Genomic DNA, 20,656 nt, shown 5'->3' on the forward strand with positions numbered 1-20,656 from the left:
ACGACTCTATCCCGGCGGGCGGCGTCGATCCCGGCACGTCCGGCGGCGGGTTGCCCGGTGGGTCCGACCCGGCGTTCGACCAGCGTCCGGAGCACCACCTGCCGCACAGCGGTATGCCTGTGGGTCATATTCATGACCGACAGGCATACCGCCGAACGGCAGACGCGGGTCGCCGCCAGCGCGCCCCGGCGGGGGCGGCCCGGTCGCCTAGCTGCCGTCGTGGTCGGCGGTGGCGCGGGACGCGGAGTGGCCGGCCTGTGCCCGCAGCGCGCTCTCCCACCCCGGGTCCGTGGCCGCCCACTCGGCGACCAGCGCCGCCAGCCGGCGCGCGGGCAGAGCACGCGCGAGCACGGTCAGCTCCGCGACCCGGGGGTCGACCGCCGTATCCGACCGGGGGGTGGCCGTCGAGGACCACGCGAAGCCGTCGGCCAGGGCGGCGGCGGTGAGGGCCACGGCGTGCGCGCACAGGTCGGTGTCGGCGGCGCAGTCGCACTCGGCGGTGAAGCCGTCCGCCGTGACCCCCACCCAGACCTCGCACGGCGGTTGTCCCGCCTCGTGGATCACCCCGGTCACCCCGCCGCCGACCGGGTCGATCTCCGCCGGCTGGCCGGCGACCGTCAGTTCGTCCGCCGCTGCGCAGACGTCGGCCCCGGCCGCGTCCCGGAGCGCGTCGATGTCGATGCGTACCGCCATCGGGCCATCCAACCGCAGCGGATCGACGCCGGTGACGTCAGGGCGGCGTCCGGTGCCCTGCGGGGGAGGAACGGCGCGGGGGCGTCGTGAACCGCGGTGTCGGGGCGGGTCCGTAGACTCCCCGGATGGTCTCCCCCACCGAGCTGCGCGCCTCCGACGCCCTCGACGTGCTCCGCCGGGTCTTCGGCTACGACGCCTTCCGGGGCTTCCAGCAGGAGGTCATCGACCACGTGGTGGCCGGCGGGGACGCGCTGGTGCTGATGCCCACCGGTGGCGGCAAGTCGCTGTGCTACCAGGTCCCGGCGCTGGTCCGCGACGGCGTCGCGGTGGTCGTCTCCCCGCTGATCGCCCTCATGCAGGACCAGGTGGACGCGCTGACGGCGGTCGGCGTCCGCGCCGGTTTCCTCAACTCCACCCAGGACTACGCGGCCCGGCGCGCGGTCGAGCAGGCGTTCGTCGCCGGCGAGCTGGACCTGCTCTACCTCGCCCCGGAGGCGTTGGGCACCCGGGGCGTGCAGCAGCTGCTCGACCGGGGGCGGATCGGCCTGTTCGCCATCGACGAGGCGCACTGCGTGTCCCAGTGGGGGCACGACTTCCGCCCCGACTACCTGGCCCTGTCGATGCTGCACGAACGCTGGCCGGCGGTGCCCCGGATCGCGTTGACCGCGACCGCCACCAGCGCCACCCGGGCCGAGATCGCCACCCGGCTCCAGCTCACCGAGGCGAAGCACTTCGTGGCGAGCTTCGACCGGCCCAACATCCAGTACCGGATCGTGCCCAAGAAGGAGCCGCGCAAGCAGTTGCTGGCCCTGCTGCGCGACGAGCACCCGGGCGACGCCGGCATCGTCTACTGCCTGTCCCGGGCCTCGGTGGACAAGACCGCCGAGTTCCTGGTCGCCAACGGGATCGCCGCGCTGCCCTACCACGCCGGCCTGGACGCGGGCACCCGCGCCGCCAACCAGCAGCGGTTCCTGCGTGAGGACGGCCTGGTCATGGTCGCCACGATCGCCTTCGGGATGGGCATCGACAAGCCGGACGTCCGGTTCGTGGCCCACCTCGACCTGCCCAAGTCGGTGGAGGGCTACTACCAGGAGACCGGCCGGGCCGGCCGGGACGGGTTGCCGTCGACCGCCTGGCTCGCCTATGGCCTGCAGGACGTGGTGCAGCAACGCAAGATGATCGAGACGTCGGACGGCGACCTGGCCCACCGGCGTAACCTCGCCACTCACCTGGACGCGATGCTGGCGCTCTGCGAGACGGTCCGCTGCCGCCGGGTGCAGCTGCTCGAATACTTCGGCCAGTCCGGCACGGCCGACTGCGGCAACTGCGACACCTGCCTGACCCCGCCGGAGACCTGGGACGGCACGGTGGCCGCGCAGAAGCTGCTGTCCACCGTCTACCGGCTGGACCGGGAACGCAACCAGCGCTTCGGGGCCGGGCACTGCGTCGACATCCTGCTCGGCAAGCAGAACGACAAGATCAGCCAGTACGGCCACGACGCGCTGAGCACCTTCGGCATCGGCACCGAGCTGCGCGAGGCGGAGTGGCGCGGGGTGGTCCGGCAGTTGCTCGCCGAGGGGCTGCTGGCGGTCGAGGGTGACTACGGCACGCTGGCGCTCACCGAGGCCAGCGCGGAGGTGCTGGGTCGCCGCCGCACGGTGACCATGCGGCGGGAGCCGGAGAAGGTGGCCTCGACCCGGTCGGCGAAGCCACGCGGCGCGGCCACCGTGGTCGCCGAGTTGTCCCCGACGGCCGGTTCGCTGTTCGAGCGGCTGCGGGCCTGGCGGGCAGCCACCGCCAAGGAACAGGGCGTGCCCGCGTACGTGATCTTCCACGACGCGACGCTGCGGCAGATCGCCACCGACGCCCCCACCTCGCTGGCCGAGCTGTCGAGGATCAGCGGCGTCGGCGAGAACAAGCTGGCCAAGTACGGCGAGTCCATCCTCGCGGTCCTCGCCGACCAACCCTGACCGCCCCTCCGTGATCCACTCCCGTGGGCCGCTGTTGCGGTATCCCACCCGTCGGATACCGCAGCATCGCCCCCCATCCGACCCCTGACCAACCCGCTCGCGGCCCCACCGCCGTTGATCCACTCGACTGGGCCGATGTCGGACCATTCCCACCCCCGGATACCGCAACTTCGCCCCAGTCGAGTTGATCACGCCAAACTCAACGGGCCCGGTCAGGCGCTGCCGGACGGGGGCTGGGACCGAGACCGAGGGCCGGGACCAGGGCCCGACGGGGTCAGTCGGTCGGGGTGGGGGCGGCGTCGCCGTCGAGGGCGGCGAGGATCGCCTCGGCGGTGCGCCGACCCACCCCGGGCACCTCGACGATCTCCTCCACGGTGGCGGCGGAGAGCCGTTTGAGCGAACCGAAGTGCCGCAGCAGCGCCTTGCGGCGGACCTCGCCCAGCCCGGGGACGGTGTCCAGGGCCGATTCCGTCATCCGCTTCGAGCGCCGCTGCCGGTGGAAGGTGATGGCGAACCGGTGCGCCTCGTCCCGGACGCGTTGCAGCAGGTAGAGCCCCTCGGAGGTGCGCGGCAGGATGACCGGGTAGTCGTCGTCGGGGAGCCAGACCTCCTCCAGCCGCTTGGCCAGCCCGCACAGCGCCACGTCGTCGATGCCCAGCTCGGCCAGCGCCTGGGCCGCCGCCGCCACCTGCGGGGCGCCACCGTCGACGACCACGAGCTGCGGCGGGTAGGCGAACTTACGCGGCCGGCCGGTGTTCGGGTCGATGCCGGGGCGGTCGGGGTCGGACGCGGTCTCCTCGCCCAGCTCGCCGGTCTCGGCGCGGGCGTCGAGGTAGCGGGCGAAGCGGCGACGCAGCACCTCGGACATGGCCGACAGGTCGTCGGTGGCCCCCCGGACGATGAACCGGCGGTACTCGCTCTTGCGGGGCAGCCCGTCCTCGAAGACGACCATGCTGGCCACCACGTCGGTGCCCTGGATCTGGGAGACGTCGAAGCACTCGATGCGCAGCGGCGAGGTGCGCATGCCGAGCGCCTCGCTGATCTCGTCGAGCGCCTTGCCCCGGGTGGTCAGGTCGCCGGCCCGCTTGAGCTTGTGCCGGGCCAACGCGTCCTTCGCGTTGCGGCCGACCGTCTCCAGCAGGGTCTTCTTGTCGCCGCGCTGGGGCACCCGCAGCGACACCCGGCTGCCCCGGCGGGTGCTGAGCCAGTCGGCCAGCGCCTCGGCGTCGGCGGGCAGCTCGGGGACGAGCAGTTCCCGGGGGACGTCCGCCTCGCCCTGCTCGCCGCCGTAGACCTGGGTGCAGAAGTGGTGCACCAGGTCGCCGGTGGTCAACTCCTCGGTCTTCTCCACCACCCAGCCGCGCTGGCCGCGTACCCGGCCGTCGCGGACGTGGAAGACCTGCACGGCGGCTTCGAGGGGGTCGTCGGCGAAGGCGACCACGTCGGCGTCGGTGCCGTCGCCGAGCACCACTGTCTGCTTCTCCATGGCCCGGCGCAGGGCGGCCACGTCGTCGCGCAGCCGGGCCGCCCGCTCGAACTCCAACTGCTCGCTGGCCTCGGTCATCTCGCGTTCGAGCCGACGCACCATGGTGTCGGTGCGGCCGGCCATGAACTCGCAGAAGTTGTCGACGATCGCCCGGTGCGCCTCGGCGGAGACGGTGCCGACGCAGGGCGCGGAACACTTGCCGATGTAGCCGAGCAGGCAGGGGCGGCCGACCTGCCCGGCCCGCTTGAACACCCCGGCGGAGCAGGTGCGGGCGGGGAAGACCCGCAGCAGCAGGTCGAGCGTCTCGCGGATCGCCCAGGCGTGCGAGTACGGCCCGAAGTACCGCACGCCCTTACGCTTCGCGCCCCGCATGACCTGCAGCCGCGGGTATTCCTCGTCGAGGGTGACCGCCAGGTACGGGTACGACTTGTCGTCGCGGTACCTGACGTTGAACCGGGGGTCGTACTGCTTGATCCAGGTGTATTCGAGCTGGAGCGCCTCGACCTCGGTGCCGACGGTGACCCAGTCGACCGACTCGGCCGTGGTGACCATCTGGCGGGTGCGCTCGTGCAGCCCCCACGGGTCGGCGAAGTAGGAGTTGAGCCTGCTGCGCAGGCTCTTGGCCTTGCCGACGTAGATCACCCGGCCGGTGCCGTCGCGGAACCGGTAGACCCCTGGGGACTCGGGGATCGTGCCGGTCGCGGGGCGGTAGGTCGAGGGATCAGCCACGGCACCGAGACTATCCGTTGCCCCCGACACTCCAGATCACGCCGAGCTGGTCGACCTCGGTGCCGCTGCGGCCGAAGAATCCGGCCAGTCGACCGCCCTCGGGCGCGGTGAAGGTGACCGCCGCCGAGGTGGGCGTACCGGCGGTGAGGGTGCGGCCCTGGTCGGTGTCGAGCCGGGCCGAGAAGATCCGGGTCCGGCCGTCCTTCTGCCCCTGGGTGAGGGTGACCCGGGTGATCCGTTCGCCGGGGGCCAGGGTGAGGCCGGTCTCGGTCCCACCGGTGCCGCCGTGGCGCAGCTGGCCGCCGTCGGCGAGGTCGACGCCGACGGCGTCGAGCCGGGAGCCGCCGCGCAGGGTGACCCGGGTCACCGCCGGGCCGACCCGGTCGGCGTCGGTGAACGGCGTGCCGTGCGGGCCGCCCCAGGTGTCGCTGGCCCGCAGCGTCGGGTCGAGGGTCCAGTCGAACCAGGCGGCGTGCGGGTAGTGGTCGGACAGCGGCCCGCCGGTCGGGGTGAGGAACCGGGCGTGCTCGTTGTGGTAGCGGTTCAGGGCGAGCCGGACCAGCCGGTTGCCCCGGTAGAGGATCTTGTCGACCACCTCGCAGGAGTCGGTCACGTTCGCCTCGTCGCAGACCAGCGCCGGGTCACCGGCGGCCGGCGGCTGGCCGGCCCGTTCCTGCTGCACCCAGACGTCGGTGAGCCCGTTGGCCGCCACCAGGTCGCGGATGTTGTCGCCGGTACGGGTGTAGCGGACGTTCAGGTCACCCATCAGCACCACCGCGTTGCCGGCCGAGTTGGCGGCGACGTACGCGGAGAGCTGGTTGAGGTTGGACCGGCGGGCGGCCAGGTCGGCGTCGGTGGTGCCGGCGTTCGGGTGGGCGTTGTAGAAGTCGACGTAGACCCCCTCGGCGAGCCGGATGCGGCTGGCGGTGAAGCCCTTCGGGGTGAGGCAGTCGGTGCCGTTGCAGGAGTTCCACTTCACCCGGGCGAAGTCGCTGTACGGGTAGTTGGACAGCGTGTTGAGGCCGCTGCCGAACGGCACGCCCCCGCTGGTCGGCGTCCGGTACGGGTGCTGGTCGGTGGCGTACAGGTCGGCGTGGTAGTTGAAGTCCTCCTGGACGTGCACGATGTCGTACCCGCCGAGCCGTTCGCCGATCGGTCGGGTGTTCGTCGCCGGGTCGCCGCTGGAGATGATGTCGGGCAGGCCGGCGACGTTGTAGGTGAGCACGGAGAACGCCCCCGAGGTGGGGGCGACGGTGGTCCCGGCGGGGGCGGCCGAGGCGGCGGCCGAGGCGGGCGGGGTGAGCGCGACCGCGAGCAGCGTCGCGGACGCGAGCAGACGGACGACCTTCATCGAGCGGTCCAATCTGGAGCGGCGGGACCGGCGGGGGGACACCGGTCGATGGACGTCTTCCGATATCGACGAACGGAGATTACCATCCGGTAACCGAATGTTATTCACGTAAAGATCCCCATCCTCATCGGAGGATCGCCATGCCCCGTCCCCCCACCGTCCGCCGCCTGCTCGCCGGCCTGACCGCCGGCATCAGCGTCGCCGCCCTGCTCACCGCGACACCCGCCACACCCGCCGAGGCCGCCGCGCCGCGTGCCGCGTTCACCCCCGAGGACTACTGCCTCGGCGAGTGCGGCGACATCCTGCCGCCCGGCCAGAACGGCAACGCCACCCTCGTCGAGGTGCTGGCCAACCAGACCCTCGGCACCCTGCCCCGGCACTCCGCCGACCAGCTCGACCGGTACGCCGACCTGGTCTACGGCTACGCCGGGCTACGCGAGGAACAGATCGGCTCGTTCTTCAACGACGCCTCCTTCGGGGTGCCGCAGGGGCAGGTCGAACGCGACTACTCGCCCCGCTCCGACGTCCGCATCCTGCGGGACAAGGCCACCGGCGTCCCGCACGTCACCGGCACCACCCGGGGCGGCACCATGTACGGCGCGGGCTACGCCGGGGCCGAGGACCGGCTGTTCACCATGGACCTGCTGCGGCACGTCGGGCGGGGCACCCTCACCTCGTTCGCCGGGGGCGCACCCGGCAACCGGGCCCTGGAGCAGAGCGTCTGGCGCAACTCGCCGTACACCGAGGCGGACCTCCAGGCGCAGGTCGAGGCGCTGCGCACGAAGGGGCCGCGCGGCCAGCAGCTCTACGCCGACGTGCAGGAGTACATCGCCGGCATCAACGCCTACATCGGCGTCTGCATGGGTGCCCGCAACTGCCCCGGCGAGTACGTGCTCACCGGCCACCTGGACGCGGTCACCAACGCCGGCGGCCCGGAGCCGTTCCAGCTCACCGACCTGATCGCCATCGCCGGCGTGGTGGGCGGGCTGTTCGGCGGCGGGGGCGGCACCGAGATGCAGTCCGCGCTGGTCCGCATCGCCGCCCGCGCCAAGTACGGGGCCACCGAGGGCGACAAGGTGTGGACGGCGTTCCGCAACCAGAACGACCCGGAGACCGTGCTGACCCTGCACGACGGGCAGAGCTTCCCGTACGGCGACGCCTCCCCGGACGCGGCGAGCGTGGCGCTGCCCGACGCCGGCTCGGCCCGGGTCGAGCCGATCTTCACCGACCCGACCGGCTCCGCCGGCAGCACCGCCGCCCCGGCCCGGACCACCGGCAACAGCGCGTCCGGCGAGCTGGCCGCCGCACTGTCCGGGCTGACCATCAGCCCGGCGCACCGGGGCATGTCCAACGCGGCGGTGGTCTCGGCCGCGAACTCGGCCACCGGGCACCCGGTCGCGGTCTTCGGCCCGCAGACCGGCTACTTCTCCCCGCAACTGCTGATGATCCAGGAGTTGCAGGGCCCGGGGATCAGCGCCCGGGGCGCGGCGTTCGCCGGTCTCAACCTCTACGTGCTGCTCGGCCGGGGCCAGGACTACGCGTGGAGCGCCACCTCGTCGATCCACGACATCACCGACACCTACGCGGTGCCGCTGTGCACCACCGACGGCAGCGCCCCCACCCTCGCCGCCGACCACTACCTCTACCGGGGGCAGTGCGTGGCGATGGAGCAGCTCGCGCACGTCAACAAGTGGAGCCCGACCCTCGCCGACGGCACCGCCAAGGGGTCGTACAAGCTGGTGGCCTGGCGCACGAAGCTCGGCCTGGTCTCCTGGCGGGGGACGGTGGGCGGCAAACCGCACGCGTTCACCCAGCTGCGCTCCACCTACCGGCACGAGGCCGACTCCGCGATCGGCTTCCAGATGTTCAACGACCCGACCCAGATGGGCTCGGCGGACGCCTTCGTCGCCTCGGCCAACAACGTCGAGTACGCGTTCAACTGGTTCTACGTCAACTCCACCGAGTCGGCGTACTTCAACTCCGGGCTGAACCCGGTGCGGGCCGCCGGGTCCAACCCGAACCTGCCGATGAAGGCCGAGCCGGCCTACGAGTGGCAGGGCTTCGACCCGGCGACGAACACCGCAAGCTACGCCCCGCTGGCCGCCCACCCCCGCTCGGTCAACCAGGACTACTACGTCAGCTGGAACAACAAGCAGGCCAAGGACTTCGGCGGCGCGGACGGCAACTACAGCTTCGGCGCGGTGCACCGGGCCGACCTGCTGGACCGGCCGCTCAAGGCGGGCCTTCAGGCCGGCCGCAAGTTCGACCGGGGCTCGTTGACCGCGCTGGTGGAGCAGGCCGGCGTGACCGACCTGCGCGGGGCCGAGGTGCTCGACGAGCTGATCCGGGTGCTGGAGAGCCAGCCCGTCGCCGACGCCACGCTGGCCACCGAGATCAGCCGGCTCAAGGCGTGGCGGCAGGACGGCGCGCTGCGGGTGGAGACGGCTAAGGGGTCGAAGGTCTACCGGCACGCCGACGCGATCCGCACCTTCGACGCCTGGTGGCCGCTGCTGGTGCGGGGGATGTTCCGCGACCAGCTCGGCCCGGACCTCTACCAGTCGCTGATCAACGCGATCCAGATCAACGAGTCCCCGTCCGGGCACCAGCAGGGCGACGTGTCCAACCTGCCGACCTCGGCCAACGAGGCCCAGGCGCACAAGGGCTCGTCGTTCCAGTACGGCTGGTGGGGCTACGTCGACAAGGACCTGCGCGCGGTGCTCGGCGACCCGGTGCGCGGCGGGCTGGGCCGGGGCTACTGCGGCGCGGGGAACCTGGCCGGCTGCCGGCAGGTGCTGCTGGACACGTTGCGCACGGCGGCGGCCACCCCGGCGGCCCAGGTGTACCCCGGCGACGCGAGCTGCGCCGCCGGTGACCAGTGGTGCGCGGACGCGATCATCCAGTCGCCGCTGGGCGGGATCAAGCACGCCACCACCGCCTGGCAGAACCGGCCGACCTTCCAGCAGGTGGTGTCGTTCCCGGCCCGGCGGGGTGACGACCTGACGAACCTGGCCGCCGGCCGGACGGCGACCGCGTCGGGCAGCGAGCTGTTCTTCGGGCCGGGCAAGGCCGTCGACTCCGACCTGGGCACCCGCTGGGCGAGCAGTTGGGCCGACGACCAGTGGCTCAGCGTCGACCTCGGGTCGGCCCGCCAGGTGGGCCGGGTGACGCTGGCCTGGGAGTCGGCGTACGCCCGGTCGTACCGGATCGAGGTGTCGACCGACGGGTCGACGTGGCGGACGGTGTGGTCGACCACGGCCGGCGACGGCGGCACCGACGTGGCGGCCTTCCCCACCACGACCGCCCGGTACGTCCGGATGCACGGGGTGACCCGGGCCACCACGTACGGCTACTCGATCTGGGAGTTGGCGGTCTACCCGCAGTGAACCCGACCGGCCGGCCCGCAGGACGTCCTGCGGGCCGGCCGGTGCCGGTCAGGCCAGCGAGATCTGGTCGCCGTCGATCTTGAGTTCCTTGGCGGCGAGCGGCGTGGTCGCCGGCCCCTGCTTCACCGCGCCGTCGGTGATGGCGAACTTGCTGTTGTGGCAGGTGCAGTTGATCGTCCCGCCGTCGACGTTCGACACCGGGCAGCCCTGGTGGGTGCAGATCGGGTCGAACCCCTTGAACTGCCCCGCCGTCGGCTGGGTGATCACCACGCCCTGCGCGGCGTACACCTGGCCGCCGCCGACCGGGATGTCACCGGTCCTGGCGATCGCGGCGGGGCCGGACCCGCCGGTGGTCGCGGCCGGTCCGCCGGTGGCCGGGGTGGCCGGTTCGTCACCGGAGTCGTCGCCGCAGGCGGTCAGGAGGACCGCCGCCCCCACCGCGCCGGCCCCGGCCAGCAGGGCACGTCGGGTCTGCGTACCGGGCCCGGTCGGCACCTGGTCGTCTGTCATCTCCGGCCTTTCTCTCGACTGCTGCCGCCGGTCGTCGACCCGCGCGGCTCACTGGAGCACACGCACCACTGTGCCCGACGGTTCACCCCGGCCGCCCGGGAACACCCTGCGCAGCGGGCCGGGCCACCGGGTCAGCGGGCCCCGGCCGGCACCTTGCGGGTACGCGCCTTCGGCGTCGAGCCGTTGGCACGGGCCGCCCGGGTCACCGCCGCCTTCGCGCCCCGGGCCTGCCCGTCGAGCTTGAGCACCGAACGCAGGAACTGCCCGGTGTGGCTCTCGGCGACCTCGGCGACCTCTTCCGGGGTGCCGGTGGCGAGCACGGTGCCGCCCCGGTGACCGCCCTCGGGGCCCATGTCGATCAGCCAGTCGGCCGTCTTGATCACGTCGAGGTTGTGCTCGATCGTGATCACCGTGTTGCCCTTGTCGACCAGCCCCTCCAACACCATCAGCAGCTTGCGGATGTCCTCGAAGTGCAGGCCGGTGGTGGGCTCGTCGAGCACGTAGACGGTGCGACCGGTGGAGCGCTTCTGCAGCTCGGAGGCCAGCTTGACCCGCTGCGCCTCACCGCCGGACAGCGTCGGCGCGGGCTGGCCCAGCCGGACGTAGCCCAGGCCCACGTCGTTGAGCGTGCGCAGGTGCCGGTGGATGGCCGGGATGGCGGAGAAGAACTCGGCCGCCTCCTCGATCGGCATCTCCAGCACGTCGGAGACGGTCTTGCCCTTGTAGTGCACCTCCAGGGTCTCCCGGTTGTACCGGGCGCCCTTGCACACCTCGCACGGGACGTAGACGTCCGGCAGGAAGTTCATCTCGATCTTGATGGTGCCGTCGCCGGAACACGCCTCGCAGCGGCCGCCCTTGACGTTGAACGAGAACCGGCCCGGCCCGTACCCCCGGACCTTGGCCTCGGTGGTCTCGGCGAACAGCTTGCGGACGTGGTCCCAGACCCCGGTGTAGGTGGCCGGGTTGGAGCGCGGGGTACGGCCGATCGGCGACTGGTCGACGCCGACCACCTTGTCGACGTGCTCCAGCCCGGAGACCCGGGTGTGCCGGCCCGGCACCAGCCGCGCGCCGTTGATCTGGTTGGCCAGCACCGCGTACAGGATGTCGTTGACCAGCGTGGACTTGCCCGACCCGGAGACCCCGGTGACGGCGATGAGCTGACCCAGCGGGAACGGCACGGTGAGGTTGCGCAGGTTGTGCTCGCGCGCACCGTGCACCACCAGCTCCCGCCCCGGCGTCTGCGGCCGACGCTGCTGCGGCGTGGGGATCTCCCGCCGGCCCGACAGGTACGCCCCGGTCACCGACTCGGGATTGTCCAGCAGCGCCGGCACCGACCCGCTGTGCACGATCCGGCCGCCGTGCTCGCCCGCGCCGGGGCCGATGTCGACGATCCAGTCGGCGACCCGGATGGTGTCCTCGTCGTGCTCGACGACGATCAGCGTGTTACCCAGGCCGCGCAGCCGCAGCAGGGTCTCGATCAGCCGGTGGTTGTCCCGCTGGTGCAGGCCGATCGACGGCTCGTCGAGCACGTAGAGCACGCCGACCAGGCCGGAGCCGATCTGGGTGGCCAGCCGGATGCGCTGCGCCTCGCCACCGGACAGGGTGCCCGCCGGCCGGTCCAGGGAGAGGTAGTCCAGGCCGACGTCGAGCAGGAACCGCAGCCGGGCGTTGATCTCCTTGAGCACCCGCTCGGCGATCATCTTCTGCCGGTCGGTCAGCGCGATGCCGGCGAGCAGCTCGGCCGCCTCGCCCACCGACAGGTTGCACACCTCGGCGATGCTCTTGCCGGCGATGGTGACCGCCAGCACCTCGGGCTTGAGCCGGGTGCCGCCGCAGGCCGCGCAGGGCACGTCACGCATGTAGCCCTCGTACTTGTCACGCGACCAGTCGCTCTCGGTGTCGGTGTGCCGGCGCTCGATCCACTGCACCACACCCTCGAAGCCGGTGTAGTAGGAGCGCTCGCGGCCGTACTTGTTGCGGTAGCGCACGTGCACCTGGTCGTCGGAGCCGTGCAGGATGATCTTCTGGGCCCGCGCCGGCAACGCCCGCCACGGGGTGTCGACGTCGAAGTGCTGGCTCTCGCCCAGCGCCTCCAGCAGGCGCAGGAAGTATTCCAGGTTGTGCCCGGTGGCCCAGGGTTGCAGCGCCCCCTCGCGCAGGGTCCGCTCCGGGTCGGGGACGACCAGCTCCGGGTCGACCTCCTTCTTGGTGCCCAGGCCGGTGCACTCCGGGCAGGCCCCGTAGGGCGCGTTGAACGAGAACACCCGGGGTTCCAGGTCCTCGATCGCCAACGGGTGGTCGTTGGGGCAGGCCAGGTGCTCGGAGTAGCGGCGCTCCCGGGCCGGGTCGTTCTCGGGCAGGTCGACGAAGTCGAGCAGCACCAGGCCGTCGGAGAGGCCGAGCGCGGCCTCCACCGAGTCGGTCAGCCGCTGCTTGGCGCCCGGCTTGACGCTGAGCCTGTCGATCACCACCTCGATGGTGTGCTTCTCCTGCTTCTTGAGCTTCGGCGGCTCGGTCAGCGGGTGCACCACCCCGTCGACCCGGGCGCGGGCGTAGCCCTTGGCCTGGAGTTCGGCGAAGAGGTCGACGTACTCGCCCTTGCGGCCCCGGACCACCGGGGCGAGCACCATGAACCTGGTGCCCTCCGCCATCGCGAGGACCCGGTCGACGATCTGCTGCGGGCTCTGCCGGGAGATCCGCTCGCCGCAGACCGGGCAGTGCGGCTCACCGATGCGGGCGAACAGCAGCCGCAGGTAGTCGTAGACCTCGGTGATGGTGCCGACGGTGGACCGCGGGTTGCGCGAGGTGGACTTCTGGTCGATGGAGACGGCCGGGCTCAGGCCCTCGATGAAGTCGACGTCGGGCTTGTCCATCTGGCCGAGGAACTGCCGCGCGTACGACGACAGCGACTCGACGTAGCGGCGCTGCCCCTCGGCGAAGATGGTGTCGAAGGCCAGGCTCGACTTGCCGGAGCCGGAGAGCCCGGTGAAGACGATGAGGGCGTCCCGGGGCAGGTCGAGACTGACGTCACGCAGGTTGTGCTCGCGCGCGCCACGGATGATCAGACGGTCGGCCACGGTGCGGGTGCTCCCGGAAGAAGAATATGAGGCGGATCTGTCCGCTCCGAGTGTGATCTGAGCGGTTTTACGGGGCGCAGAAGGAACGCCTGCGCAACTCTAGCCCCGGGGTACGACAACTTCCCGCACGCCAACATTCCCCCAGCTCACACCGGTCGGCCGACCCGCCGTGCGCGCCCCGCTCCCGGTCCGGCCGGTCGCGCCGGCCGGACCGGGACGGTCAGAACCCGCCGGGCAGGGGCGGCGTCGCCGGCCGGGCCGGCCGCCGGCGACCACCCCGCCAGCCACCCCGCCGCTCGGCCGCCAGCCGACTCTGCCGGCGACCGCTCTCGTACGCCAGCTCCCGCTGGAGCCGACGCCAGCTCTCGAAGCGCCGGCCCGGCAGTTCCCCGGTCTCCACCGCCTCGCGCACCGCACACGCCGGCTCGGCGGTGTGCCCGCAGTCGGCGTACCGGCAACCGGTGGCCAGCTCGGCGATGTCGGTGAACGCCCGGTCCAGCCCGGTATGCCCGTCGAGCAGGCCCACCGCCCGGACCCCGGGGGTGTCCAGCACCGCACCGCCGCCGGGCACCGGGACCAGCGCCCGCCAGGTGGTGGTGTGCCGACCCTTGCCGTCGACCCGCCGGATCGCCTGGGTCGGCATGACCTCCGCCCCGACCAGCGCGTTGACCAGGCTCGACTTGCCCGCCCCGGACGGGCCGAGCAGGGCCAGCGTGCGCCCCGCCGCGACCAGCGGACGCAGCGGGGCCAGGCCGGTGCCCCGCTCGGCGCTGACCGGCAGCACCGGCACCCCGGGGGCGAGGGCGGCGAGCTGCCGGGCCACCGCCTGCGGGTCGGCGGCCAGGTCGGCCTTGGTGAGCACCACCAGCGGGGTGGCCCCGGACTCGTGGGCCAGGGCGAGCAGCCGTTCGATCCGGGCGGCGTCCGGCTCCGGGTGCACCGGCTCGATCACCGCAGCGGTGTCGAGGTTGGCGGCGAGCACCTGGCCGCTGGCGTCCTTGCCGGCGGTACGGCGGACCAGCGCGGTCCGCCGGGGCAGCACCGCGTCGACGGTCACCGGGCCGTCCGGCCAGCGGGCCAGCAGCACCCAGTCGCCGGCGCACGGCAGGGCGGTCAGGTCACGGGCGGCGGCGGCCAGCACCGCCGGGCCCAGGCTGGCCCGGACCGGTCCGTCCGCGCCGAGCACGGTGCACACGCCCCGGTCGACCCGGGCCACCCGGCCGGGCCGGCGGTCCGGACGCCGCCGCGCGTACGCCGCCCGTTCGGCGTCGAGGCCGAGGGCGGTCAGATCGATGCTCATGTCATCCTCACCGGGGTCGGAACTGGTCGTGGCGCGACACGCGTACTGCGACCGGCATGACCACCACCCCCGTCCGTCGTCCCGGTACCGTGTCAGGCCGACGGTAGGCCGCCGACCGACGCGCCGAAAGCGAATTCCCCGGCGGCGCAACGCTGTCCGGACCGTTAGGGTCGTGGCGTGACGACGGACCCACTGCTGTTGACCGGCGAGGTGGCCGATTCGGCCGCCCGCCTGCTGGACACCGCCGCCGGGCTGGACGCGGCGGCCGTCGCCGCCCCCAGCCTGCTGCCCGGCTGGACCCGGGGCCACGTGCTGACCCACCTGGCGCGCAACGCCGACGGGTTCGTCAACCTGCTCACCTCCGCCCGCACCGGCGAGGACATCCCGATGTACGAAAGCGCCGCCGCCCGTGACGCCGACATCGCCGCCGGTGCCGGCCGCCCGCCCGCCGAGCTGCTGGCCGACCTGCGCCACAGCACCGACCGGTTCACCGAGGCGCTGGCCGCGATGCCCACGTCGGCGTGGAGCGCCATCGTGCAGGCCCGACGCGGCCCGTGGCCGGTGGCCCTGGTGCTCTGGGCCCGGTGGCGCGAGCTGGAGGTACACCACGTCGACCTGGCCACCGGCTACCGGCCGGCGGACTGGCCGGCCGCGTTCGCCCCGCACCTGCTGCACGAGGTGGTCGGTGGGCTCGCCGAGCGGCCCGACGCGCCCGCGCTGGTGCTGCGGCCCACCGACGGCAACCGGCCGGAGCTGGTGCTGGGTGACGCGCAGGACGCCCCGCAGGTCACCGGCACCTCCGCCGCGCTGGCCGCCTGGTTGATCGGCCGCAGCAGCGGCGACGGGTTGACCGTCACCCCCGACGGTGCCCTGCCGACCCCACCGGAATGGATATAGACCGCACATGAGCTACACCGGAGACGTCACCCCCGGCGGCCCACCCGCCGTCCGGGAACTGGACCGGCTCACCGTCACCAAGGTGTCGGTCGGCCCGATGGACAACAACGCCTACCTGCTGCGCTGCCGCGACACCGGCGCGCAGGTGCTCGTCGACGCCGCGAACGAGGCACCCCGGCTGCTCGACCTGATCGGCGACGCCGGGCTGACCTCGGTGGTCACCACCCACCGGCACATGGACCACTGGGTCGCCCTGGAGGAGGTCGTGGCCACGACCGGGGCGTCCGCCCTGGTGCACGCCGACGACGCCGAGGGGCTGCCGATCGCGGCGCAGACCCTCACCGACGGCGACACCGTCGCGGTGGGCGACCAGACGCTGGAGGTGATCCACGTCAAGGGGCACACCCCGGGGTCGATCGCGCTGCTCTACCGCGACCCGGCCGGCACCCCGCACCTGTTCACCGGCGATTCGCTGTTCCCCGGTGGGGTGGGCAACACCGACCGGGACCCGGAGCGGTTCGGCCAGCTCATCGACGACGTCGAGCACAAGCTGTTCGACCGGCTGCCCGACGAGACCTGGTTCTACCCGGGGCACGGCGCGGACAGCACGCTCGGCGCGGAACGGGCGTCGCTGCCGCAGTGGCGGGCGCGCGGCTGGTGAGCAGGTGACGGGCCGGCGGTGACCGTCAGGCGTCGGTCAGCCGGGCTGACCGACGCCGGTCACCGCGCGCAGCCGACGCCGGGTGCCCAGCAGCACCAGGCCGGCCAGCAGCAGGCCCACGGCCATCGTGACCAGCAACGGGTTGCCGGGCAGCAGCCCGGCCAGGGCCCGCGACGCCGTGCCCAGGGCCAGGTAGAGGCCGGCCCACGCCGCCGCGCCGAACGCGGCGCAGACGACGAACCGGCGGTACGACATCCGCAGGCTCCCGGCCGCCAGCGGCAGCAGCGTGTTGAACACCGGCAGGAAGGGCGCGACGAGCACCATCCGCCCGCCGCCGGAGCGCAGCAGTTGCTCGGCGGCCGACCAGCGGCCCTCGCCGATCCAGTCGCCGACCCGGCTGTGCCGCAGCCGCTCGCCGAAGATCCGCCCGGCGAGGAAGCTCAGGGACCAGCCGGTGAGGCAGCCGGCGACCACGGCGACGACGGTGGCCACGCCGGCGACCGGCCGGCCCACCCCCACGGCCGCGAGGATCGCCACGTCGCCGGGGACGAGCACCCCGAGCAGGGGTACGGCGTCGGCGAGCATCACCAGCCCGAGCGCCGCCATCAACAGTGCGGTCGGCAGGTCTGCGAGCTGGGCCAGTTCGTCGGGCACGGGATGACGCTACGGCCAGCGGGCGTCCCGGCGCATCGGGTCGCGACCCTGATCACTCCCCGATTTTCCCTGCCGGCGTCCCGGGGGGCCGGTGCGACGGCGCGACGGGCGGGACGTGGGGCGTGCCGGCGGGGTGGTTCAGCGGGGGCGGAGCACCTGGACCCGGCGGACCGGGGAGTCGACGGAGGGTTCGGTGGTCGGCACCGGGTAGCTGGCCACCACCTCCAGCACGTCCGGCGGCAGGTGTCCCCGGTCCGGGTCGCCGACCAGCACCTGCGCCCCGCCGTCGGCGGCCCGCCGCAGGTACGGCAGCACCCGTACGGCGAGGTCGCGGTCGTAGAGGACGTCCCCGGCGAGCAGCAGGTCGGCCTGGGTGCCGTCGTCGTCGAGCAGGTCCTGGTGGCTGGCCTGCACGTAGACCCGGTTGGCCCGCGCGTTGACGGTGACCGCCGCCACCGCGTAGGGGTCGACGTCGTTGGCGACGACCTGGCTGGCACCGGCCAGGGCGGCGGCGATGGCGACGAGTCCGGAGCCGGCGGCCAGGTCGAGCACCCGCCGGCCGGCGGCCAGGTCGGGGTGGTCGAGCAGGTGGCGGGCGAGGGCCTGCCCGCCGGCCCAGGCCGACGCCCAGAACGGCGGGGGCAGGGTGTGCCCGGCGCTGGCCTCCATCCGGGCCCACCAGACGATCGCGTCCTCGGCGAGGTGCAGCCGCACCTCGGGCACGAAGGGGGTGGGTACCAGCCGCAGCCGGTCCAGCCCGCCGCCCGGCGCATCGATCTCGCGTTCCAGCTCGGTCAACGCGTCGACGGGCGGTCGGTTCACCGGTCGAGTGTGCCGCAGCGGGACTCCCGCCGGGGCGGCATTCCGGCGACCTGCGAGTTTCCGTCCGCATCCTGCGGCTTTTCAGCCGGCAAAAACCGCCTCGGCCGGCTACTGTCGGGGCAGTACAGGGCGATCATCCGCCGCAACGGCGGGGTCACCCGTTGTAAACAGGGAGAGATGCATGGCAACCGGCACGGTCAAGTGGTTCAACTCGGAAAAGGGCTTCGGCTTCATCGAGCAGGACGGCGGGGGCCCCGACGTCTTCGTTCACTACTCGGCGATCGCCACCAGCGGCTACCGGGAACTGCAGGAGGCCCAGAAGGTCGAGTTCGATGTGACCCAGGGGCAGAAGGGTCCGCAGGCGGAGAACGTCCGCCCGCTGTAAGTCTCCGTGCCGGTGGCGGCGGCCCGGGGCCGCCGCCACCGAGCGCTTCCGGTAGCCGTCGACTCCGCTGCCGGGTCCACTGACTCAAGCCCGGCCGGGTGTTTCCGGACCGGGCTACCTGCCGTTGACCGGCAGGCCGCCGTGCTGGGTGGGTGCCGGGGTCGCCGGTGGGTGCGCGTCCGCCCCGGTCAGCTCCGCTTGGCGTGGCGCAGGAACGCCCGCCAGGCGGCCGGCGCGAAGGTGAGCACCGGGCCCGAGGGGTCCTTGCTGTCGCGGACGCCGACGACGCCTGGCAGGTTGGCCGCCACCTCCACGCAGTCACCGGAGTTGCCGCTGCTGCGGGTGCTCTTGTGCCAGATCGCGCCGGTCAGGTCCATGAGTCTGCCGCCTCCGAGATCAGCTTGACGGTGGCCCCGTGGGACAGCGCCTCCGCGCGCACCGACTCCCAGCATCGCCGCAGCGATTGTACGTCCGCCGTCCGTTCGACGAGTGTTCCCTGTAGCTGGTTGTCGAGGTAGGCGACGTCGTCGCCCTCCGGCGGCGTGGCGATCACGAAGGCGCCGTTGAGCCCGGGGTAGGCGCCGGTGTCCCTCGGCACCAGGTGCAGGTGCACCCGCGGCCGGTCGCCGATCTCCCGCAGGTGCAGCAACTGTTCCCGCATCACCTTCGGCCCGCCGACCGGGCGTTCCAGCACGGAGTGGTCGAGCACCGCCACGAACAGCGGCGGGGACGCCCGGTGCAGGATCTCCTGCCGGGCCAGTCGCGCCGCGACCTGCTGCTCCATCTCGTCGCCGATGAGTTGGCTCGCCCCCTCGTGCAGCGCGCGGGCGTAGTCCTCGGTCTGGAACAGGCCGGGCACCACCAACGGCTGGAACGAGCACAGTGCGGTCGCCTGCTGCTCGATGGTGACCCACTCGCGGAACCAGGGCATCAGGCTCTCGCGCACCTGGGCGTCCCTGATCCGGGCCAACAGGCCGTCGCTTGCCAGCACGGTGTCGCAGCGCTCGGCGAACTCCCTACGCGGCGGCCGGCGGCACTGCTCGACGGCGGCGACCAGCGAGGCCGAGTAGTTGACCAGCTCGCCCAGCCCCTCCTGGGACAGCCCTGCCCGCGTCCGCAGCCGACGCAACTCCCCGGCGAACAGCTCCAGCATGGGCGCAGGCTCCATCTGCACAACTCCTGTACGTGAAGGACGACGGTGCTGCACGCCCGCCGAGGTGCAGCGCGAATGCCTTCCGACGGTAACGGCAGCCTCACCAGACTGTCACCTGTGGCGGACCTGCCCGACGCCGGAGGGGCTCGGGCCGGCTCCGCCGGGCCGCCCCCGCCCCCTGGGGGCGGCCCCTCCAGACCCGAGGAGGTAACCCGTGCCCGCCAGGACGCACCGCACCCGCCGGCCGACCGGGGGCCACCGGTGACCGGCGTGGACGACGACACCCCACGGCGTCGCGCGATCCCGATGACGGCCCGCCGGGTGGTCCCGCACGTCGCCATGCGTCCCCTCTGGCGCTGCCGCAACTGCGGCGCGGAGTGGCCCTGCCAGCCGGCCCGGCTGGGGCTGCTGGTCGAGTACCGGGACGACCGGACCGCCCTGCTCGTCTATCTCGCCGCCCTGATGACCGAGGCCGACCACCAGCTCGGCCAGCTCCACCCCGGGCGACGCCCGGAGCTGACCGACCGCTTCCTCACCTGGGCCAGGGCCCGGGGATGACCGACCCGGGCCAGGGCCCGGGGCTGACCGCCGGCAGCCGTGGGCACCCCTTCCGCAGGAGGCGGGGCGGAAGGGGTGCCCACGGGGTCCGGGTCAGGCCACCAGGCGCTTGGCCAACTCGTCGGCGACCTGCTTGGCGATGGTGGGTGGGATGGCGGCGGCGATCTTCTCCGGGGTGAGCCCGGCCAGGACCCCGGCGATGATCGCCTGCTCGTCGGTGAAGTCCTTGTTGGCCAGGGCGGTCAACGCGGTCTGCAACGAGGTCAGTTGCGCGCCGAGCGACTTCAGGGTCGGATGGGTGACGACGAAGTCGGGGTTGGTGTGGTCCTCCCCCATCGCCATCCGGGTGTAGATCTGACCCACCGGGTTGCGGCCGTCCAGGACGGTCAGGTTCTTGTGGACGGTCTCCAGCCAGGCGTGCTCTTCGGGTGTCATGTCGGTGTCCTCCAGTAGTCCGATGCCGGTCAGGTAGCGCCGGAACAGCGGGGTCTGGTCCCGTCCGGCCTTGGTCGAGTCGCGGAAGAAGCTGAAATGGGTGTGCCACAGGTGCGAGTCGTCGCCGGAGCTGCGCTTGCCCAGTCGGTCCCACCGCCTGACAACCTTGCCGTCGGGCGAATAGATGATCTCCCGCAGGTCGCGGCTGTCCGGCGTGTTCGCCCGGCACTGGGCGACGCACCAGGTGGAGAACGTCTGGAGATTGTGGGTGGCACCCCCGGAGCGGACGCTGAACGTGCCCACGTCCAGCCCGGAGGCGTAGAGGGTGAGGCCGCCTGAGTCCCGGGGCGACTCCACGACGGAGTAGTCGTTGGTGACCACCCGGTCGGAGCCACAGTGGTAGCCGCCCCGGTGGGCCGGATCACCGACGATCCCCACCGCGGCGGGATCGAGCCCCTTGATGGTGTCGAGCAGGAGCCGGCGGACCGCCAGCAGATTGGCCGGAGCCGTCGTCATGACGCCCCCTCTCCGCGGCCGGCCCAACGGGTGCCGGCTGCTTCGGCATCAGGCCAGGGTCGGGAACCGTCGTCAC

The 20,656-nt window shown here is 72.8% G+C and carries 17 protein-coding genes; 6 read left to right on the forward strand and 11 right to left on the reverse strand.

Annotated elements, in window-relative coordinates; genetic code table 11:
• Positions 1 to 207 precede the first annotated feature (207 nt).
• Positions 208 to 693, reverse strand: a complete 486-nt coding sequence (locus tag B5D80_RS18070) for a hypothetical protein (RefSeq protein ID WP_088645057.1) — start codon at positions 691 to 693, stop codon at positions 208 to 210.
• Between the two features lie 125 nt (positions 694 to 818).
• Here B5D80_RS18070 and recQ point away from each other — a divergent pair, with 125 nt between their 5' ends.
• Positions 819 to 2,663: a DNA helicase RecQ gene (recQ, locus tag B5D80_RS18075; protein ID WP_088645058.1), complete on the forward strand. Its 1,845-nt coding sequence runs from the start codon at positions 819 to 821 to the stop codon at positions 2,661 to 2,663.
• Between the two features lie 274 nt (positions 2,664 to 2,937).
• On the opposite strand, the gene uvrC is transcribed toward recQ, so the two are convergent.
• Positions 2,938 to 4,878: an excinuclease ABC subunit UvrC gene (gene uvrC / locus B5D80_RS18080; protein WP_088645059.1), complete on the reverse strand. Its 1,941-nt coding sequence runs from the start codon at positions 4,876 to 4,878 to the stop codon at positions 2,938 to 2,940.
• A gap of 10 nt (positions 4,879 to 4,888) precedes the next feature.
• Positions 4,889 to 6,229, reverse strand: a complete 1,341-nt coding sequence (locus tag B5D80_RS18085; protein WP_088645060.1) for a jacalin-like lectin — start codon at positions 6,227 to 6,229, stop codon at positions 4,889 to 4,891.
• A 140-nt stretch (positions 6,230 to 6,369) separates the two neighbouring features.
• On the opposite strand from B5D80_RS18085, the gene B5D80_RS18090 reads away from it, so the two are divergent.
• Positions 6,370 to 9,612 (forward strand): penicillin acylase family protein, encoded by a 3,243-nt coding sequence (locus B5D80_RS18090; protein WP_088645061.1) that lies wholly within the window; start codon positions 6,370 to 6,372, stop codon positions 9,610 to 9,612.
• Positions 9,613 to 9,660: 48 nt separating this feature from the next.
• Here B5D80_RS18090 and B5D80_RS18095 read toward each other — a convergent pair whose 3' ends face one another.
• The 3 genes from B5D80_RS18095 to rsgA form a co-directional block, all read right to left on the reverse strand.
• The gene (locus B5D80_RS18095) at positions 9,661 to 10,122 is read right to left on the reverse strand and encodes a Rieske (2Fe-2S) protein (RefSeq protein ID WP_088645062.1); all 462 of its coding nucleotides are present in this window, start codon (positions 10,120 to 10,122) and stop codon (positions 9,661 to 9,663) included.
• A gap of 131 nt (positions 10,123 to 10,253) precedes the next feature.
• A complete protein-coding gene (gene uvrA / locus B5D80_RS18100; protein ID WP_088645063.1) occupies positions 10,254 to 13,199 on the reverse strand; it encodes an excinuclease ABC subunit UvrA in 2,946 nt (981 codons plus the stop codon).
• 220 nt (positions 13,200 to 13,419) lie between these two features.
• Positions 13,420 to 14,499 carry a ribosome small subunit-dependent GTPase A gene (gene rsgA / locus B5D80_RS18105; RefSeq protein WP_088645064.1) on the reverse strand — a complete coding sequence of 360 codons (1,080 nt, stop codon included), beginning with the start codon at positions 14,497 to 14,499 and terminating at the stop codon, positions 13,420 to 13,422.
• A gap of 177 nt (positions 14,500 to 14,676) precedes the next feature.
• Between rsgA and B5D80_RS18110 the strand changes: the two genes are divergently transcribed.
• A complete protein-coding gene (locus B5D80_RS18110) occupies positions 14,677 to 15,396 on the forward strand; it encodes a maleylpyruvate isomerase family mycothiol-dependent enzyme (RefSeq protein WP_088645065.1) in 720 nt (239 codons plus the stop codon).
• 7 nt (positions 15,397 to 15,403) lie between these two features.
• Positions 15,404 to 16,057: an MBL fold metallo-hydrolase gene (locus B5D80_RS18115; RefSeq protein ID WP_088645066.1), complete on the forward strand. Its 654-nt coding sequence runs from the start codon at positions 15,404 to 15,406 to the stop codon at positions 16,055 to 16,057.
• Between the two features lie 36 nt (positions 16,058 to 16,093).
• Here the strand turns inward: B5D80_RS18115 and B5D80_RS18120 are convergent, their stop codons facing one another.
• Both B5D80_RS18120 and B5D80_RS18125 read right to left on the reverse strand, forming a co-directional pair.
• Positions 16,094 to 16,711, reverse strand: coding sequence for a DedA family protein (locus B5D80_RS18120; protein ID WP_088645067.1), 618 nt, complete (start codon positions 16,709 to 16,711; stop codon positions 16,094 to 16,096).
• 138 nt (positions 16,712 to 16,849) lie between these two features.
• Positions 16,850 to 17,533, reverse strand: a complete 684-nt coding sequence (locus B5D80_RS18125; RefSeq protein WP_088645068.1) for a class I SAM-dependent methyltransferase — start codon at positions 17,531 to 17,533, stop codon at positions 16,850 to 16,852.
• Between the two features lie 181 nt (positions 17,534 to 17,714).
• Here B5D80_RS18125 and B5D80_RS18130 point away from each other — a divergent pair, with 181 nt between their 5' ends.
• Positions 17,715 to 17,918 (forward strand): cold-shock protein, encoded by a 204-nt coding sequence (locus B5D80_RS18130; protein ID WP_067314937.1) that lies wholly within the window; start codon positions 17,715 to 17,717, stop codon positions 17,916 to 17,918.
• 188 nt (positions 17,919 to 18,106) lie between these two features.
• On the opposite strand, the gene B5D80_RS18135 is transcribed toward B5D80_RS18130, so the two are convergent.
• Both B5D80_RS18135 and B5D80_RS18140 read right to left on the reverse strand, forming a co-directional pair.
• On the reverse strand, positions 18,107 to 18,295 hold the full coding sequence (locus B5D80_RS18135) for a DUF397 domain-containing protein (protein ID WP_088645069.1): 189 nt from the start codon (positions 18,293 to 18,295) through the stop codon (positions 18,107 to 18,109).
• Entirely contained in the window at positions 18,286 to 19,086 is an 801-nt protein-coding gene (locus B5D80_RS18140) for a helix-turn-helix domain-containing protein (RefSeq protein ID WP_088645070.1), read from the reverse strand. The genes B5D80_RS18135 and B5D80_RS18140 overlap by 10 nt, the downstream gene beginning before the upstream one ends.
• A gap of 246 nt (positions 19,087 to 19,332) precedes the next feature.
• Here B5D80_RS18140 and B5D80_RS18145 point away from each other — a divergent pair, with 246 nt between their 5' ends.
• Positions 19,333 to 19,629 (forward strand): flavin reductase, encoded by a 297-nt coding sequence (locus B5D80_RS18145; protein ID WP_245854716.1) that lies wholly within the window; start codon positions 19,333 to 19,335, stop codon positions 19,627 to 19,629.
• Between the two features lie 93 nt (positions 19,630 to 19,722).
• Here B5D80_RS18145 and B5D80_RS18150 read toward each other — a convergent pair whose 3' ends face one another.
• On the reverse strand, positions 19,723 to 20,580 hold the full coding sequence (locus B5D80_RS18150; RefSeq protein WP_088645071.1) for a hypothetical protein: 858 nt from the start codon (positions 20,578 to 20,580) through the stop codon (positions 19,723 to 19,725).
• Between the last annotated feature and the right edge of the window lie 76 nt (positions 20,581 to 20,656).

It is taken from the genome of Micromonospora wenchangensis (genome assembly GCF_002210435.1).
GTDB classification, from domain to species: Bacteria; Actinomycetota; Actinomycetes; order Mycobacteriales; family Micromonosporaceae; genus Micromonospora; species Micromonospora wenchangensis.

Bases quoted from the DNA above. Each gene is read 5' to 3' on its own strand.
- recQ (WP_088645058.1), top strand. From the start codon at position 819: ATGGTCTCCCCCACCGAGCTGCGCGCCTCCGACGCCCTCGACGTGCTC.
- B5D80_RS18085 (WP_088645060.1), bottom strand. From the start codon at position 6,229: ATGAAGGTCGTCCGTCTGCTCGCGTCCGCGACGCTGCTCGCGGTCGCG.
- B5D80_RS18090 (WP_088645061.1), top strand. From the start codon at position 6,370: ATGCCCCGTCCCCCCACCGTCCGCCGCCTGCTCGCCGGCCTGACCGCC.
- B5D80_RS18095 (WP_088645062.1), bottom strand. From the start codon at position 10,122: ATGACAGACGACCAGGTGCCGACCGGGCCCGGTACGCAGACCCGACGT.
- B5D80_RS18140 (WP_088645070.1), bottom strand. From the start codon at position 19,086: ATGGAGCCTGCGCCCATGCTGGAGCTGTTCGCCGGGGAGTTGCGTCGG.
- B5D80_RS18135 (WP_088645069.1), bottom strand. From the start codon at position 18,295: ATGGACCTGACCGGCGCGATCTGGCACAAGAGCACCCGCAGCAGCGGC.
- B5D80_RS18115 (WP_088645066.1), top strand. From the start codon at position 15,404: ATGAGCTACACCGGAGACGTCACCCCCGGCGGCCCACCCGCCGTCCGG.
- rsgA (WP_088645064.1), bottom strand. From the start codon at position 14,499: ATGAGCATCGATCTGACCGCCCTCGGCCTCGACGCCGAACGGGCGGCG.
- B5D80_RS18150 (WP_088645071.1), bottom strand. From the start codon at position 20,580: ATGACGACGGCTCCGGCCAATCTGCTGGCGGTCCGCCGGCTCCTGCTC.
- B5D80_RS18070 (WP_088645057.1), bottom strand. From the start codon at position 693: ATGGCGGTACGCATCGACATCGACGCGCTCCGGGACGCGGCCGGGGCC.
- B5D80_RS18130 (WP_067314937.1), top strand. From the start codon at position 17,715: ATGGCAACCGGCACGGTCAAGTGGTTCAACTCGGAAAAGGGCTTCGGC.